Consider the following 16,231-nt stretch of genomic DNA (forward strand, 5'->3'; position numbering starts at 1 on the left):
ACATGCGTTGCTATAAATACATGATCGGGCCGAGGCTGTCCTAGAGGGAACCGAGTGATCGACATTCAAACTTTCATGCTGGCGCTAGGCGTCGGCAATATCGCCTTTGCCCTGCTGATGGCGGGCTATATGCGCGGCGCGGACAATAGTCCGGCCCTCTGCTACTGGATGTGGGGCCGCCTGTCGATCGGCCTTGCCCAGCTCTGCTGGTGGGCCGCGCCGCAGTTCGAGCTGCGCCTGGTCGAAGCTGTGTCGGCTTGCGCCTGGCTGGGCGGCGTTGCGCTGGAAGTGGGCGCCAATTGCCTGTTCTTCGGCTTTACGCGCTGGCGCAAGTCGCTCTACCTGTTCACCTTGCCCGGCTGGGTGGCGGTCTGCTATGCGGTGGCCACCGGCGCCTCACGGCTGCAGCTGACGGAACTGATCTCCTTCATCATCGCCCTGTACGTGTTCGGCGCGGCCGTGGTGCTGCTGCGTCCGCGCAAGGCGCCGCTGCTGCAGCGGCTGATCGGCGTCAACAACATCCTGTTCGCGCTGGCGATCTGGGCCTGGCTGGGCTTCGAAGGCGGCAGCCCCGGCACCGCCACGGCGCCGGTGATCGGCCTGGCCTACCTGGCCAGTTACCTGCTGATGATCGTGAACGGCTTCGGTTTCCTGTTGCTGTGCAAGCAGAAGGACGACGAGCTGATGCGCCGCCTGGCGACCATCGACGGTCTGACGGGCATGCTGAACCGCCGCGCCTTCTTCGAGCGTGCCGACGGCGCGCGCCAGCTCGCGCTGCGCCTGCGCAAGCCGATCGCCTTGCTGATGCTCGACATCGACCACTTCAAGCAGCTCAACGACAGCTACGGCCACGCCAGCGGCGACGACGCGCTGAAGGTATTCGCGGACACCGCGCGCGGCGTGCTGCGCGAGCATGACCTCATCGGCCGGCTCGGCGGCGAGGAATTCGCGCTGGTCCTGCCCGCCACCCGGCTCGAGGGCGCGCTCGAAGCAGCCGAGCGCCTGCGCCTTGCCGTGCTCGGCGTGCCGGTATTCGGCGGCGCGCCTGGCTACCGCATGACAGTCAGCATCGGCGCGGTGACGATCGAGGCCGGCGAGGAACTGACGGCGGCGCTGGCGCGCGCCGACCACGCGCTGTATGCGGCCAAGACCGGCGGGCGCAATCGCGTCGAGGTCGGCCAGCCGATGCTCAAAAGAGCGTGAAATTCAGAGCACGCCCGCTTGCCGGTCGAGATCCAGCGTATGCGTGCAGGCGATGCGCGGCGCCAGGTGGCTGGTCAGCACGATGCAGCCTTGGCGCGCCGCTTCGCGCCTGCTTAGTTCCTGTTCCAGCAGTTCGACTGCCTGCGCATCGAGACCGTTGAAGGGCTCGTCGATCAGCAGCAGCCTGGCCGGCAAGGCCAGGGCCAGCGCCAGCTGCAGTTTCTTGTACTGCCCCAGCGACAGCGCGCTCACCGGCTGGGCCGGCACGCCGTCCAGGCGGAAGGCCGCCAAATGGGCGCGCAGCGCGGCGCGGTCGGCGCCTTCGTACAGCGCCAGGTGCAGTTCCAGCCACTCGTTCACCGTCAGCCAGTCCAGGGCAGGGGCCTCGCCGCCGCAATAGAAACTGGCGCGGCGCCAGGCCAGCGGCTCGCGTTGCGCGTCGATGCCGTCAAGGCGCATGCTGCCGGCGGCGGGCGCCAGCTGGCCGCCGAGCAGGCGCAGCAGGGTGGTCTTGCCGCGGCCATTGCTGCCGCGCAGCCAGGTCAGGCCCGGCTCGAAACGCATGCTCAGGCCCAGGAACACGCTGCGTGTCCTGAAGTGAAAATTCAAGGCGTCGATCTCGACCATGTGCTCTCTCAGTTCGCTACTTTACTGCCCACCGCGCACAGCAGCATGATCGCAAGCCCGACCAGGGCCATCCTGCCGCGCGGGGTGAAGGGCGGGGTTGCGGCCAGCAGCGGCGGCGTCAAGCAGGCCAGCGCCAGGTAAAGCTTGCCGGCGCCGCCATGCCAGGCGTGCACCATAAAACCGGTGGCGCTCAGCACGGCCAGTACCAGCAGGGCCGGCGCCTGCGCCGCAGCCCGGGCGCCCCAGGCCAGGCGAGTGAACCGCAGCGGCCAGCCGGCGGTGACTGGCGCCAGCCGCGCCACCTGCGTGCGCACGGTGGTGTCGGCATCGTGCACCAGCAGCACGAACAGGATGCTCACCGCGATGGCGCCAGCCACGCGCGGCAGCCAGGGCGGTCCGAGCATCCAAACGAGCATAGCGCCGAGGCCGGCCGCCAGCAGCGCCGCCTGGCGCGGACCGGCATGGCTGCCCGTGCGCCATAGCGGCAGCCAGAACAGGCGACGCCACAGCATGCCGTGGCCGGCGGCGGTCCCGGTCTCCCACCCTGTCTGGCCGGTGGCGGCTTGCAATGCGGGCGCACGGCGCGATGGCGCCGGTATCCGTGCGGCGCGCGCCAGCAGCCAGGCGCCGCTGGACCAGCTCAGCAGGAAGGAGAAGACGGTGCCGCCTGCCGCGCGCGCCGGCGAGATCCAGTCGGGATGCTGCCCCAGCCAGATCGCCAGCGAGGCGGCGTAGGCCAGCCCCAGCGGCGCCGCCAGCAGGGCCGCTACCAGCATGGCTGCCTGCAGTTGCAGGCGCGGCGCGACCGGCAGCCCGGCCAGCCAGGGCAAGGTGTGCGCGGGCAGCACCTGAGAACGCAGCAGCAAGAAGGGCAGGCCCATGGCGAGCCCGTGCAGGAGCAGCAGGGGCAGGGCCAGCGTCCAGGGACGGGACGCCGCCAGCATCGCCGGCATGGCGGCAAAGGCGACCAGGCCGACGGTAGCGGGGCCCAGCAGCAGGGCGGCGATCTCGGCCGAGCTGCGCAGACGTAAGGCGAGCTGGGCCACCGCGTGGCGCGCAAGGAGAATCCGGAACCTGATGTAAGGATGGGCCATGCTTCCCGCGCAAGTAGAGGCAGAAACGAAAAAAGGGTCCGACTAATCGGACCCTTCTTCTTGAAGCTGGCGGAGCGGACGGGGCTCGAACCCGCGACCCCCGGCGTGACAGGCCGGTATTCTAACCAACTGAACTACCGCTCCGTTTTTACTGATCTTTTCTTCGCTGTCGACATCATCGGAAGATCTGGTGGGCGCTGAGAGGCTCGAACTCCCGACCTAATCCTTGTAAGGGATCCGCTCTACCAACTGAGCTAAGCGCCCGCAAACCGCTTCGGTGATGTCTTCGACGTTTGTCACCACGTCCGAAGAGGCCCGAATCATAGCGTATCCCTTCTGAAGCACGCAAGGGCTTTACGGAAAAAAAATGTTGTATGCCTGCCCATGCTGCGCGCGTATTCCTTGCATAAGCTTATACACATGTTCGACAATTGCGCCTTTACCAACCTGGCAATATGAAGACATCGATAACGATGCGAATGGAGACAGACGCCATTTTTACCCTTCCTAGGAAATCGCAATGACCAAGATGTCCAAGATGCACAAGCGCGTTATCGCCGCCCATGGCGCGATGCTGGCGCTGTCAGCCCTGTCCGCCGCGCCGGCCATGGCCCAAGCTACATCGACCAACGAGCTGCAGACCGTCACCGTGACGGCGCAGCGCCGCACCGAAAATATCAAGGAGGTGCCGGTCTCGGTCAGCGCCGTCAAGGGTGAAAAACTCGACGTCATCGTCTCCGGCGGTGAAGACATTCGCGTGTTGGCCGGCAAAGTGCCGAGCCTGAACATCGAATCGTCGAACGGCCGCACCTTCCCGCGCTTCTACATCCGCGGCTACGGCAACACCGACTTCTCGCTGTTCGCCTCGCAGCCGGTGTCGCTGATCTATGACGACATCGTCCAGGAAAACCCGATCCTGAAAGGCTTCCCGATCTTCGACGTCGCCGGCGTCGAAGTGCTGCGCGGCCCGCAGGGCACCCTGTTCGGCCGCAACACCCCGGCCGGCGTGGTCAAGCTCGAATCCGAAAAGCCGAACCTCAAAAAGGTCGAGGGCTACTACAACGCCACCTGGGGCAGCCACAACACCGTCAACCTGGAAGGCGCCGTCAACGTGCCGCTGTCGGATAAATGGGCGATGCGCGTCTCGACCCTGCGCCAGCATCGCGACGACTTCGTCAACAATTACAGCGACCTCGCCAGGACCAACAAGACCGGCGAACTGGACGGCTACAACGAACACGCCGAGCGCGTGCAGTTCCTGTACACCCCGGACAGCACCTTCAGCGCGCTGTTCAATGTGCACCAGCGCACCACCTCCGGCAGTGCCCGCCTGTTCCGCGCCAACCTGATCAAGAAGGGCACGAACGACATCGCCGACGGTTACGACCTGAACAGCATCGTCACCAACGCCCAGAACTTCCAGGACCTCAAGACCCAGGGCGCCAACCTGCGTCTGAGCTGGGACCTCGGCGCCGTCAAGCTGTACTCGATCACCGGCTATGAAGGCGTGGACCACTACCACAGCCGCGGCGACATCGACGGCGGCATCATCGGCGGCCCGGGCGTGGTGCCCTTCCAGGTGCAGACCGCCAGCCGCCTGACCGACCTGACCCAATACTCGCAGGAATTCCGCGTCGAGTCGAAGAACACCGGCCCGATGAACTGGCAGGCCGGCCTGTACTACTTCGACGAAGACGCGACTGGCGGCAGCGACAACTTCGACAGCGTGACCCAGGCGCAAACCTCGCGCGTGATCTCGAACCAGAAGAACAAGGCCTGGGCCGCCTTCGGTTCCGTGACCTATGCCGTCAACGACGCCTTCACCCTGCGCGGCGGCCTGCGCTACACCGATGACAAGAAGGACTTTGCCACGCTGGAACACACCAACGTGACCCTGATCGGCCCGGCCGGTATCAGCGAAAGCAAGAGCAAGGTCAACTGGGACCTGTCGGGTACCTACAAGCTGAACCGTGACGTCAACCTGTACGCCCGCATGGCGACCGGCTTCCGCGCCCCGAGTATCGCTGCCGCTTCGGCATCGGTGCCGGTGACCGTGGCCGACGCCGAGACTGTCACCTCGATCGAAGGCGGCATCAAGGCCGACCTGTTCGAGCGCCGCGCCCGCCTGAACTTCTCGCTGTACGATTTCGAGGTGAAGAACCAGCAGCTGACCGTGGTCGGCGGCAACTCGAACGTCACCAAGCTGATCAACGCGGCCAAGACCAAGGCCCAGGGCGCCGAGTTCGACGTCGAAGGCATCGTCAGCCCGTCGCTGCGCGTGACCGCCGGCGCCAGCTACAACTTCACGGAAATCCGCGACCCTAGCCTGTCGGTCAACAAGTGCGCCCAGTGCACCATCACCGACCCGATCAACGCCGCCGGCCGCGTCGACATCAACGGCAACCCGCTGCCGCAGGCGCCGAAGTGGACCCTGAACGCGACCGCGCGCTACAGCGTGCCGGTGGGCGACGGCGAATTCTTCGTCTACACCGACTGGTCCTACCGTACGAAGATCAATTTCTTCCTGTACGAAGCGGCCGAGTTCAGCGGCAAGCCGCTGCTAGAGGGCGGCCTGCGCGTCGGCTACAACTGGGCGGGCGGCAAGTATGAAGTGGCCGCCTTCGGCCGCAACATCCTCGACCAGCGCCGCATCACCGGCGCCATCGACTTCAACAACCTGACCGGCTTCACCAACGAGCCGCGTACCTGGGGTGTGCAGTTCAAGGGCAACTTCTGATTTAGTTCTCCCTGACATGAAAGGCCGCGAGCGATCGCGGCCTTTTTTTATTGCGTCAGCGTATGCACGTACATCAAATTTCTTGGTTATATCTGATATAAGTCAAAACGATGTGTTAAATAATGTGGCTGACCAAGAATGACGATTCTGTGATTTTCCTGTGTTTTTTAGCAAGATCTTATTTTGCAGAGCGCGATTTCAGCCAAATAAAGTAGGTTTTTACTACGAAATGTGGTTTTTCGTTGTAAAGATGCCGAAATCAATTGTGAAATTTCTACACGTCTTCTTCCTTCGCGCTACTCTTCCGTGTCCCGCTTTCAGACGGGAAATCGGTGCGCAGAATTTGCACCGACACAACTAGATCTCAGGCACTGAGTTGTCTTGATGTGCTTGCGGAAAATCAAACTTTTGTGTTTTTCTAATAAAAGGAAGAAACATGAAGTCTCAGAAATCGATGTACCCGGCAGTCTTGAAACTGTGCGCAGCGGCCGTCATCGGCCTCGGCGCCAGTGTTGTGCACGCAGGAGCTGTCGCACCCGCCGCGCAGGGTGTGAGCATCACCGACCAGACTGACCGCCTGATCGTCAAGTACAGGGATGAAGCCGCCCCCGGCGCCAAGGGCCAGTCCCGTCTGGCCGCTTCCGGCGTGATCCCGGCGGCGCGCATGGCCAAGCTCGAGCTGGCCGGCCGCAATCTCGGCCTGACGATGAAGGAACTGCACACCATCGGTACCGGCGCCCGTGTGATCCAGCTGAACCGCAAGGTCTCGGTGGCCGAGGCCGCCAAGGTCGCTGCCGACCTGGTCGCCAGCGACGCGTCGGTGGAGTACGCCGAGCCGGACCGCATCATGAAGCCGATGTTCACCCCGAACGACACCTACTACAACCAGCAGTGGGACTACTTCGATACCGTCGGCGGCATGCGCCTGCCGGCAGCCTGGGACAAGTCGACCGGCACCGGCATCCGCGTGGCCGTGATCGACACCGGTTACCGTCCGCACGTCGACCTGCAGGGCCAGATCCTGGCCGGCTATGACTTCATCGCCGACACCGCGATTTCGAACGACGGCAACGGCCGCGACAGCGACGCCAGCGATCCGGGCGACTGGACCGCGGCGGGCCAGTGCGGCACCGGCGAACCGGCCACCAACTCGAGCTGGCACGGCACCCACGTGGCCGGCACCATTGCCGCGCTCACCAACAACGGCATCGGCGTGGCCGGCGTCGCTTATGGCGCCAAGGTCGTGCCGGTACGCGTGCTGGGCCAGTGCGGCGGCTACACCTCCGACATCGCCAACGGCATCATCTGGGCTTCCGGCGGCACCGTGTCGGGCGTGCCCAACATCGCAGCCCGCGCACAGGTGATCAACATGTCGCTGGGCGGCGGCGGCGCCTGCGACACCACCTCCCAGAGCGCGATCAACAGCGCCCGCTCGCGCGGCACCGTGGTCGTGGTCGCAGCCGGTAACGAAAGCCAGAACGCCAGCAACAGCAACCCGGCCAACTGCTCGGGCGTGATCGCGGTGGCGGCCACCAACAAGTCGGGCGGCCGCGCGTCGTACTCGAACTACGGCACGGTCGTCGACGTGGCGGCGCCGGGCGGCGATACCGGTGCGGCAATCCTGTCGACCCTGAACGCCGGCACCAAGTCCCCGGGCGCCGACAGCTACGCCGGCTACATGGGCACCTCGATGGCCACCCCGCACGTGGCCGGCGTGGTTGCGCTGATGCTGGCGAAGAACCCGGCCCTGACCCCGGACGACGTCGAAGCCCGCCTGAAGTCGAGCGCACGCGCCTTCCCGGCATCGTGCTCGGGTTGCGGCGCCGGCATCGTCGATGCGTCGGCAGCGGTCGATGCCGCGACCGGCACCGGCGGCGGTGGCGGCACCGGTACGACCATGTCGGAAACCGAGTCGAACAACACGATCTCCACCGGCAACACGGTCTCGACTTCCGGCACCACGGTCAACGGCACCATGTCGAGCAGCAGCGACACGGACTATTTCAAGGTCTCTGTCCCGGCTGGCAAGACCCTGAGCGCGACCCTGACCCCGAACTCGACCTCGGACTACGACCTGTACATCTACAACAGCGCCGGCAGCCAGGTGACCTCCAGCACCAACGGTGCGGGTTCGGTCGATTCGGCAAGTGCATCCAATACCGGCACCACCGCCGTGAACGCCTACGTGCGCGTGGTGTACTACAGCGGCGGCACCGGTTCGACCAACGGCAAGTACACGCTGAAGCTGACCTGGTAATTGTCTGCAAACAGAAAAATCGAGAAAGCTGATTGATCTATAAAGGAAATGCTTTAAGGAACTAAATTCCTTTAACAATCAATTACTTATCAAAAATTTTCCTGTGGTGAAAACCCCTAAAGCGGCCCCAAGCGGGCCGCTTTTCGTTAGGCTTCTCTGTTCGGTTACTCCAGAAGAGGAAGCAAAGCATGACGCACCACAAGATGTATCCCGTGTTGAAAATCTGCGCCGCAGCCCTCGTCGCCTTCGGCTCGCTGGCTGCTCACGCAGCGCCGTCGGATGCGGCACGAACCAAAGTGATTACCCAGACCGATCGCCTGATCGTCAAGTACAAGGACGCGGTCGACAATTCCAAGGGCGCCGTGCCCGAACGCGCCATGTCGGCCGCGCGCCAGGCCCTGCAAGCCCGCGCCGGCCAGCAGCTTGGCGCCACCATGCGCGCACTGCGCGCCACCGCCACCGGCGCCAACGTGCTGCAGCTGAGCCGCACCATGTCGCTGGACGAAGCCCGCACCCTGGCCGCCGAGCTGATGGCGCGCGACCCGGACGTCGAATACGCCGAGCCGGACCGCATCATGGTTCCGCTGTTCACCCCGAACGACCCGATGTACACCCAGCAGTGGCACTACTACGACGCCAAGGGCGGCCTGAACCTGCCTGCCGCCTGGGACAAGTCGACCGGCGCCGGCATCAACGTGGCCGTGATCGATACCGGCTACCGTCCGCACGCGGACCTGTCCGGCCAGATCCTGCCGGGCTATGACTTCATTACCAGCGCCGCCATCGCCGCCGACGGCAACGGCCGCGACAGCGACGCCAGCGACCCGGGCGACAGCACCACCGCCGGGCAGTGCGGCGGCGGCCTGCCGGCCCAGGACGATGCCTCGAGCTGGCACGGCACCCACGTGGCCGGCACCATCGCCGCGAAAACCAACAACGGCGTCGGCGTGGCCGGCGTCGCCTGGGGCGCCAAGGTCGTGCCGGTGCGCGTGTTGGGCAAGTGCGGCGGCTATACCTCGGACATCGCCGACGCCATGATCTGGGCGTCCGGCGGCGCGGTCACCGGCGCCCCGGCCAACCCGAACAAGGCGCGCGTGCTGAACCTGTCGCTGGGCGGCAGCGGCGCCTGCGACACCACCACCCAGAACGCGATCAACAGCGCCCGCTCGCGCGGCGCCGTGGTCGTGGTCGCGGCCGGCAATTCGAACGTCAATGCCTCGAACGCGAACCCGGCCAACTGCGCCGGCGTGATCACGGTGGCGGCGGTCGGCCGCAGCGGCGGCAAGGCGTCCTACTCGAACTACGGCGCGAATGTCGACGTCGCGGCGCCGGGCGGCGACAGCGGCGCGGCCATCCTGTCGACCTGGAATGCCGGCACCAGCACCCCGGCCAGCGACAACTACGGCTACATGATGGGCACCTCGATGGCGACCCCGCACGTGGCCGGCGTGGCCGCCCTGATGCTGGCGAAGAACCCGAACCTGACGCCGGACGAAGTCGAAGCCAAGCTGAAAGCCACCGCGCGCGCCTTCCCGGCCGCCTGCTCGGGCTGCGGCGCCGGCATCGTCGACGCGGCTGCGGCCGTGAACGCGGTGACGGCCACCGTCGCGGTGCAGCCGACGACCCAGAACGAAGTCGAGCCGAACAACTGGTTCTCGAACGCCAATCCGGTGGCGGCCTCGGGCACCGTGGTGAACGGCACGATGTCGGCCAGTAACGACATCGACTACTACATCGTGCAAGTCCCGGCCGGCAAGACCTTGACTGCCACGCTGACCCAGGGCGGCAGCACCAGCGACTATGACCTGTACGCCTACAACAGCGCCGGCACCCAGCTTGCCGTCAGCACCAACGGCGCCGGCGTGAACGATGCGGTATCGGTGACCAACACGGCGACCACCACCCAGGCGCGCGTAGTGCGCGTGCGCTATCACGCGGGTCCGTTGGGCAAGTACACGCTCAAGTTCACCTGGTAAGCAGGCGCATGGCCTGAGGAGAGGCGCGTAACGAAAGTTGCGCGCCTTTTTTGTTAGCACTTATACTGTATGCAATTACAGTATGAATAATCCCACCCGCAAGATCATCCACTGCGACTGCGACTGTTTCTACGCTTCCGTCGAGATGCGGGATGACCCGTCCCTGCGCGGCCGGCCGCTGGCGGTGGGAGGGCGGCCGGACCAGCGCGGCGTGATCGCCACCTGCAACTACGAGGCGCGCCGCTTCGGCATCCATTCGGCGATGGCCACCGCCCAGGCGATGAAGCTGTGCCCGCAGCTGCTCCTGATCCCGCCGAACATGGAGAAGTACCGGATTGCCTCGCGCCAGATCATGGACATCTACCGCGACTATACAGAGCTGGTCGAGCCGCTGTCGCTGGACGAGGCTTACCTGGACGTCACCGATTCCCAGCACTGCAAGGGCAGCGCAACCCTGATCGCGCAGGAGATCCGGCGGCGCATCTTCGAGACCGTCGGCATCACGGCCTCGGCGGGCGTGGCGCCGAGCAAGTTCGTGGCCAAGATTGCCAGCGACTGGAACAAGCCGGACGGCCTGTTCCTGGTGCGACCGGAGGAGGTCGATGCCTTCGTGGCCGCGCTGCCGGTGAAAAAGCTGCATGGCGTCGGCAAGGTCACGGCGGCCAAGATGAAAAGCCTGGGTGTGGAAACCTGCGCCGACCTGCGGACCTGGAACATGGCGAAGCTGCAGGAACACTTCGGCTCCTTCGGCGCCCGCCTGCACGACCTGTGCCGCGGCATCGACTACCGCGAGGTCAATCCGGTGCGCGAAAGGAAATCGATCAGCACCGAGGAAACCTATACGCCCGACGTGCCGGACCTGCCCGCCTGCCTGGCCCTGCTGCCGGAGCTGATGGAACACCTGCAGGGCCGGATCAAGCGCAACAATGCCGAAAAATTCATCAACAAGCTGTTCGTGAAGCTCAAGTTCAACGACTTCCAGCAGACCACGGTCGAGTGCGTGGGCTACGCGCCGAACCTGGCGATCTACGCCCACCTGATGGAAGCCGGCTGGCTGCGCGCCAGCCGCCCGGTGCGTCTGCTGGGCGTCGGCGTGCGCTTGAGCGATACCGAGCAGGTCGAGCAGCTCAGCTTGTTTGACGAACGCGCAACACATTAAAAAAGGCTGCGCTGTCGGGTGAAAATAGCTGCCCGGCAGCGTGTAGAATGTCGTTCCCCTGGAAAAAAGAGATAACTGAAAGCAACTATGTGGTTCAAGAATCTTCAGATCTACCGTCTGCCCGCACCGTGGGCTTTTAGCACCGAACAAATGGAAGCGGCGCTGCAGTCGCAGGCGTTCACGCCGGCCAGCAGCAATGAACTGCTGCGCCAGGGCTGGGATTCGCCGCGCGGCAATGGCAAGCTGGTCCACGAAGTCAACAAACAGATGCTCATGATGCTGGGCACCGAAAAGAAACTGCTGCCGGGCTCGGTCATCAACCAGGTTGCCAAGGCTAGAGCCGCCGAGCTGGAAGAGCAGCAGGGCTTCCCGCCGGGCAAGAAGGCCATGAAGGAACTGAAGGAACGCGTGGCCGACGAGCTGCTGCCGCGCGCCTTCTCGATCCGCAGCAATGTCTGGACCTGGATCGACCCGGTCAACGGCTGGCTCGTGATCGACGCCGCCAGCCCGTCGAAAGCCGACGAGGTCATCAAGCTGCTGCTGAAGGCCGTCGACAAGATGCCGCTGGAATCGCTGCGCGTGCAGAGCTCGCCGGTGGCCGTCATGACCGGCTGGCTGGAATCGGACGAAGCGCCGTACAACTTCACGATCGACCAGGACACCGAGCTGCGCGCCACCGGCGAGAGCAAGGCCGCGGTGCGCTACGTGAAGCACTCGCTGGACCCGGAAGACATCCGCCGCCACATCGCCGCCGGCAAGCAGTGCACCCGCCTGGCCATGACTTGGAACAGCCGCGTGTCCTTCGTGCTCACCGAGTCGCTGGCCGTCAAGGGCATCAAGCCGCTGGACGTGATCAAGGAAAACGAAACCATCACCTACAGCGATGACGAGCGTTTCGATAACGACATCATGCTGATGACGGGTGAGCTGGCCAAGATGCTGGCGGATCTGGTTGAGGCGCTGGGTGGTGAGGCCAAGGCGTAGGCATTTATTACAATGTGCAAGGTATCAAATACCTGGACACTGCGCTTGATCGAACCCCAAAAGCTGAGTAGCGGCTTTTGGGGTTTTTTAATGGTCAAACGGCAAAAGCTTAGAGCTGACCTGCCAGCTCTTGAGCTTACGCTAACTGTCTTCACATGAGAATACACAAAAATACACACAGAATGGAATTTGTGTGTATAATTACACACATCAACTATTCGAAAGGGGAGAGTCCTGATGAATTCATCAGCCTTGATTCGGATGCTTGAGGAAAGTGGGTGGACGGAGGTGCGTGTAGCCGGCAGCCACCACACTTTCAAAAGTCCGGCGTCAGGCACCTTATAACGGTCCCACACCCTAAAAAGGACCTGCCAGTTGGGACAGCAAACCGCATCCTTAAGGACGCGGGCCTCAAGTAATCCGACTTCCGCCTCTGGTTGGCGCCAGAGGCGGAAGAATTCACAGTGATTCTTCGAGTGCTTTTTTGATGTTAAGGCTAACAACATTAAATTAAGCCATTTTTTAAAATGAGGTACTAAAATGGAACTGCCGCTCGCGATTCATAAAGATCCGAATAGCGTTTATGGCGTAACAATTCCAGACGTTCCGGGATGCTATTCATTTGGTGATTCAATTGACGAAGCAATCAAAAACGCAAGAGAAGCCGTATATAGCCATTTCGAAGCAATGGTAGAGCAGGGAGATGCTCTGGAGGTGAAGGCCTCCAAGATCGAAGATCTTACAAAAGAGGAAGATTTTGTAGGGGCAATCTGGGCATTGGTAGATATCGACTTATCGAAGATCGATGCCAAGCCAGAGAGAATCAATATTTCTCTTCCACGTTTTGTATTAAAAAAGATTGATAACTTTACAGAGAGTCGTCATGAAACTCGCAGCGGCTTTATATCTAGAGCCGCACTTGCTGTAATTGCTGAGGAAATGGAAACGGCCTAACAAAAAGCTGACTTCACTAAAAACCCCAAAAGTTGAGTATTAACTTTTGGGGTTTTTCATAACTAAATGAAGCAGAGAGAAGCTAAGTTCGTGCTTCTAAAGATCTAACAGCAGCAAAATTTTTGTTTCTCTATTTTCCGAACTACTTCGCCGCCACCTCCTCCGAAGTCGACGGCTCCTTCCTCCCACCCGAACCCATCTCCTCCTGCCCGCTAGTATAGGTCGCGCCTTCCCGGTCCTCGTGCGGCGCCGGCTTGCCCGGCAGCGGCGGCAGGGCCCTGGCTTTTTCCAGGTCGATGCCGGCCACCTGCGCCACGCGGCGGCCGTAGTCCTCGTCGCAGTGCCACAGGTGCCAGACCATGCGCAGCTGGATGATTTCCGGGCATTTCTTCAGGTCGCCGCCGACGTTGTTCACCAGGTCCTCGCGCTCCCAGTCCTCGAAAGTACGGTAGCGGTCGCCGGCCTGCCTGTAGTCCGCCGAGGTCGAGGTGGTCTGGTAGCGGCCGATGTGGCCCTGCACATACTGGTGGTAGTCCTTCTGCGGCTGCGGCGCTTCCTGCAGGCCGCCCAGCAGGCTGGGCTCGTAGTTGATGTGCTTCTCTTCGCCGCCGCCGTCGACGTAGAAGGCCATCTGGCCGTCGCGCTGGTTGGTGCGGGCGCGGGCGCCGTCTTGCGGCGCGTTGACCGGCAACTGCAGGTAGTTGGGGCCGACGCGGTAGCGCTGGGTGTCCGAGTAGGACAGGGTGCGGCCCTGCAGCATCTTGTCGTCGGAGAAGTCGATGCCGTCGACCAGCACGCCGGTGCCGAAGGCCGATTGCTCGGTTTCGGCAAACACATTGTCTGGATTCTTATTCAATACCATGCGCCCCAGCGGCAGCAGCGGAAACTGGTCTTCCGGCCAGCGCTTGGTGTCGTCCAGCGGATCGAAGTCGAGTTCCGGATGCTCGCCGTCGGACATGATCTGCACGCAGAATTCCCACTCCGGGAACTCGCCGCGCTCGATGGCCTCATACAGGTCGCGCGTGGCGTGGCTGGTGTCGCGGCCCTGGATCTCGGCGGCCTGTTGCGAGGTCAGATTGCGCACGCCCTGTTTCGGCTGCCAATGGAATTTCACGAGGTGGGCGATGCCCTGGTCGTTCACCAGTTTATAGGTGTTGACGCCCGAGCCTTCCATCTCGCGGTAGTTGGCCGGGATGCCCCACGGGCTCTTGACCCAGGTGACCATGTGCAGGGCTTCCGGGTGATTCGAAATGAAATCGTAGAAGCGCCACGGCTCCTGCTGGTTGGTGACCGGGTCGGGTTTGAAGGCGTGGATCATGTCCGGGAACTTGATCGCGTCGCGGATGAAAAACACTTTGAGGTTGTTCCCGACCAGGTCCCAGTTGCCGTCCAGGGTTTTCAGCTTGACCGCGAAGCCGCGCGGGTCGCGTGCCGTCTCCGGCGATTCCTTGCCGCCGATCACGGTTGAGAAGCGAACGAAGACGGGTGTCTGCACGCCGACCTCGTTGAGGACGCGGGCGCGGGTGAACTTGCTGGCGGGCTCATCGCCGATCTTGCCGTAGGCTTCGAAATAGCCGTGGGCGCCGGTGCCGCGCGCGTGCACCACGCGTTCGGGAATGCGCTCGCGGTCGAAGTGGGTGATCTTCTCGATGAACTGGTAGTTTTCCAGTGTGGCCGGGCCGCGCTCGCCAACCGAGCGCAGGGACTGGTTGTCGCGGACGGGATGACCCTGGCGCGTGGTCAGGGTCGGGCGCTGCTCGCTCATTGCTTGCTCCTCCTGCGTGATGGAAGGAGCATTGTACAAATGGCGGCCAAGGCGCAGCGCGCGTTAGCCGTCCAGCAATGCTGCCGTGTCAGCGCGCCTGGAACACGCCGGCCGCACGGTTCTTGGTCACGTTATCCCAGCTGAAAATCGTGCCGTTCATGGCCACGTAGACGCCCGGCGGCAGGGTCTGGGCGACGCCGCAGGCGAAGCCGAAGTTGAACAGCGCATCCGAGTTCGCGATTTCGTAGGGGATCATGGCGCCGGTAAAGACGATGGTTTTATCGCTCGTGCCGGCGGCCGCGCCCAGCACCTCGGCGGTTTCGCGCATGGTGTCGGTGCCGTGCACGATCACGATCGCCTTCTCGCTGGCGGCCTGGCAGGCGGCCAGGACCTTCTGGCGGTCGGCGTCCTGCATGTCGAGCGAATCGAGCAGGGAAACGACCTCGAGCGCGGCCGGCACCGTGATGCGGGAACGCTTGATAACCTCAGGCAAATGGCTGTCAGAAAAGCCCAGCACGCCATTGAGTTCATTGTAGTGTTTGTCGAAGGTGCCGCCGGTGGCGATGATCCGTAAAGTCATGATGATGGTTTGGAAACGCAGAAAAATAAGGTGGCTAATGATAGCCGCAAACCGTAGTGTATCCGTATGTGACTGCGCTAGAATCGTCCGGATCGGATGAGTACACTGATCACATGAAACCCGTCGCTCCAGGCACTGTCATCTTTCATCGCCATCGCGGTTATGGCGTCATCGTCCACGTCAATCTCCTGACTGGATGGATCTCCGCGCGCTTCGGCAACGAACCGCGTACCCTCGACCTCAACCTTTCCACCGACGAAGTGCAGCACGCCGATGGCGAAGCCATTTTATTCCGCCGCTCGCCGCCGGACCGCATGCCCCACGCCCGCCTGATGGCGATGGTGCGCGAGTTGCACAAGGCCGGCTACGAAAAGCTCTACCTGCATTCCTGGCCGAAACCTTCCGGCCTGCACTGGCGCTGGCATCTGTTCACCGGCCAGCGCGACTGGATGCAGCGGCCCTGGCGTGAGGGCTGGTACGGCTCGGGCGCCGACTACAACGGCAACCCGGTGATGGGATGGGGAGACGCCCCCGGCGCCAGCACGGACGAGCTGATCCACGCGCTGGCCAGGTTCGATCCCGAAGGCCTGGCGCGCGCGCTCGGCCGTGACGAAGACCACACCGCCTGGTTCGCCGGCGTCTGCGATGCTTTGCTGCCGGGCTACATGTACAGTTTCGACATGGCCCCGCAGCCCAAGGGCAGCGCCCTGGTCGAGATGCCGCCGGTGCCTGTGGTGCCGGTGCGCGCCGGCCTGCCCGCGTATGCCGGCCCCGTCATTGAATGGCCGCCGGGCTGGGCTGGACTGTGGACGCGCCGGCATGTCATGCCGGCTGCGAAGCCCAATTTCACGGGCGAGCCGGAACTTCGTTGAACGCGTGGGCACCTCGAGCCCAC

Annotated in this window: 12 protein-coding genes, 2 tRNA genes and 1 pseudogene; 9 read left to right on the top strand and 6 right to left on the bottom strand. The window is 63.3% G+C overall.

Annotation, left to right across the window (positions count from 1 at the left end; all coding sequences use genetic code 11):
* Window positions 1-54: 54 nt before the first annotated feature.
* Window positions 55-1,203 (top strand): GGDEF domain-containing protein, encoded by a 1,149-nt coding sequence (locus LQV39_RS15310; protein WP_230026995.1) that lies wholly within the window; start codon window positions 55-57, stop codon window positions 1,201-1,203.
* 3 nt (window positions 1,204-1,206) lie between these two features.
* Here the strand turns inward: LQV39_RS15310 and LQV39_RS15315 are convergent, their stop codons facing one another.
* From LQV39_RS15315 to LQV39_RS15330, 4 genes are all read right to left on the bottom strand, one after another.
* A complete protein-coding gene (locus LQV39_RS15315; protein ID WP_230026996.1) occupies window positions 1,207-1,830 on the bottom strand; it encodes an ATP-binding cassette domain-containing protein in 624 nt (207 codons plus the stop codon).
* A gap of 8 nt (window positions 1,831-1,838) precedes the next feature.
* Entirely contained in the window at window positions 1,839-2,924 is a 1,086-nt protein-coding gene (locus LQV39_RS15320) for a hypothetical protein (protein WP_230026997.1), read from the bottom strand.
* A 67-nt stretch (window positions 2,925-2,991) separates the two neighbouring features.
* A tRNA-Asp gene (locus tag LQV39_RS15325) sits at window positions 2,992-3,068 on the bottom strand.
* A 44-nt stretch (window positions 3,069-3,112) separates the two neighbouring features.
* A tRNA-Val gene (locus LQV39_RS15330) sits at window positions 3,113-3,188 on the bottom strand.
* Window positions 3,189-3,444: 256 nt separating this feature from the next.
* On the opposite strand from LQV39_RS15330, the gene LQV39_RS15335 reads away from it, so the two are divergent.
* The 7 genes and pseudogenes from LQV39_RS15335 to LQV39_RS15365 all read left to right on the top strand — a co-directional run bounded on the left by LQV39_RS15335 (window position 3,445) and on the right by LQV39_RS15365 (window position 12,991).
* Window positions 3,445-5,661 (top strand): TonB-dependent receptor, encoded by a 2,217-nt coding sequence (locus LQV39_RS15335; RefSeq protein ID WP_230026998.1) that lies wholly within the window; start codon window positions 3,445-3,447, stop codon window positions 5,659-5,661.
* A 436-nt stretch (window positions 5,662-6,097) separates the two neighbouring features.
* Window positions 6,098-7,918 (top strand): S8 family peptidase, encoded by a 1,821-nt coding sequence (locus tag LQV39_RS15340; RefSeq protein ID WP_230026999.1) that lies wholly within the window; start codon window positions 6,098-6,100, stop codon window positions 7,916-7,918.
* Window positions 7,919-8,106: 188 nt separating this feature from the next.
* Complete coding sequence (locus tag LQV39_RS15345) at window positions 8,107-9,894, top strand: S8 family serine peptidase (RefSeq protein ID WP_230027000.1); 1,788 nt, start codon at window positions 8,107-8,109, stop codon at window positions 9,892-9,894.
* An 82-nt stretch (window positions 9,895-9,976) separates the two neighbouring features.
* The gene (gene dinB, locus LQV39_RS15350; RefSeq protein WP_290368591.1) at window positions 9,977-11,053 is read left to right on the top strand and encodes a DNA polymerase IV; all 1,077 of its coding nucleotides are present in this window, start codon (window positions 9,977-9,979) and stop codon (window positions 11,051-11,053) included.
* 87 nt (window positions 11,054-11,140) lie between these two features.
* Window positions 11,141-12,037, top strand: a complete 897-nt coding sequence (locus LQV39_RS15355) for a recombination-associated protein RdgC (protein ID WP_230027001.1) — start codon at window positions 11,141-11,143, stop codon at window positions 12,035-12,037.
* Window positions 12,038-12,298: 261 nt separating this feature from the next.
* A pseudogene (locus LQV39_RS15360) lies at window positions 12,299-12,456 on the top strand (type II toxin-antitoxin system HicA family toxin).
* 121 nt (window positions 12,457-12,577) lie between these two features.
* Window positions 12,578-12,991 carry a type II toxin-antitoxin system HicB family antitoxin gene (locus LQV39_RS15365; RefSeq protein WP_230027002.1) on the top strand — a complete coding sequence of 138 codons (414 nt, stop codon included), beginning with the start codon at window positions 12,578-12,580 and terminating at the stop codon, window positions 12,989-12,991.
* A gap of 142 nt (window positions 12,992-13,133) precedes the next feature.
* Here LQV39_RS15365 and LQV39_RS15370 read toward each other — a convergent pair whose 3' ends face one another.
* A complete protein-coding gene (locus LQV39_RS15370; RefSeq protein ID WP_230027003.1) occupies window positions 13,134-14,756 on the bottom strand; it encodes a catalase in 1,623 nt (540 codons plus the stop codon).
* A gap of 88 nt (window positions 14,757-14,844) precedes the next feature.
* Window positions 14,845-15,336, bottom strand: coding sequence for an asparaginase domain-containing protein (locus LQV39_RS15375; RefSeq protein ID WP_230027004.1), 492 nt, complete (start codon window positions 15,334-15,336; stop codon window positions 14,845-14,847).
* Window positions 15,337-15,449: 113 nt separating this feature from the next.
* Here LQV39_RS15375 and LQV39_RS15380 point away from each other — a divergent pair, with 113 nt between their 5' ends.
* Complete coding sequence (locus LQV39_RS15380) at window positions 15,450-16,208, top strand: L-asparaginase (RefSeq protein ID WP_230027005.1); 759 nt, start codon at window positions 15,450-15,452, stop codon at window positions 16,206-16,208.
* The last annotated feature ends 23 nt before the right edge of the window (window positions 16,209-16,231 follow it).

This window comes from Massilia sp. Bi118, from assembly GCF_918697865.1.
GTDB lineage: Bacteria > Pseudomonadota > Gammaproteobacteria > Burkholderiales > Burkholderiaceae_D > Telluria.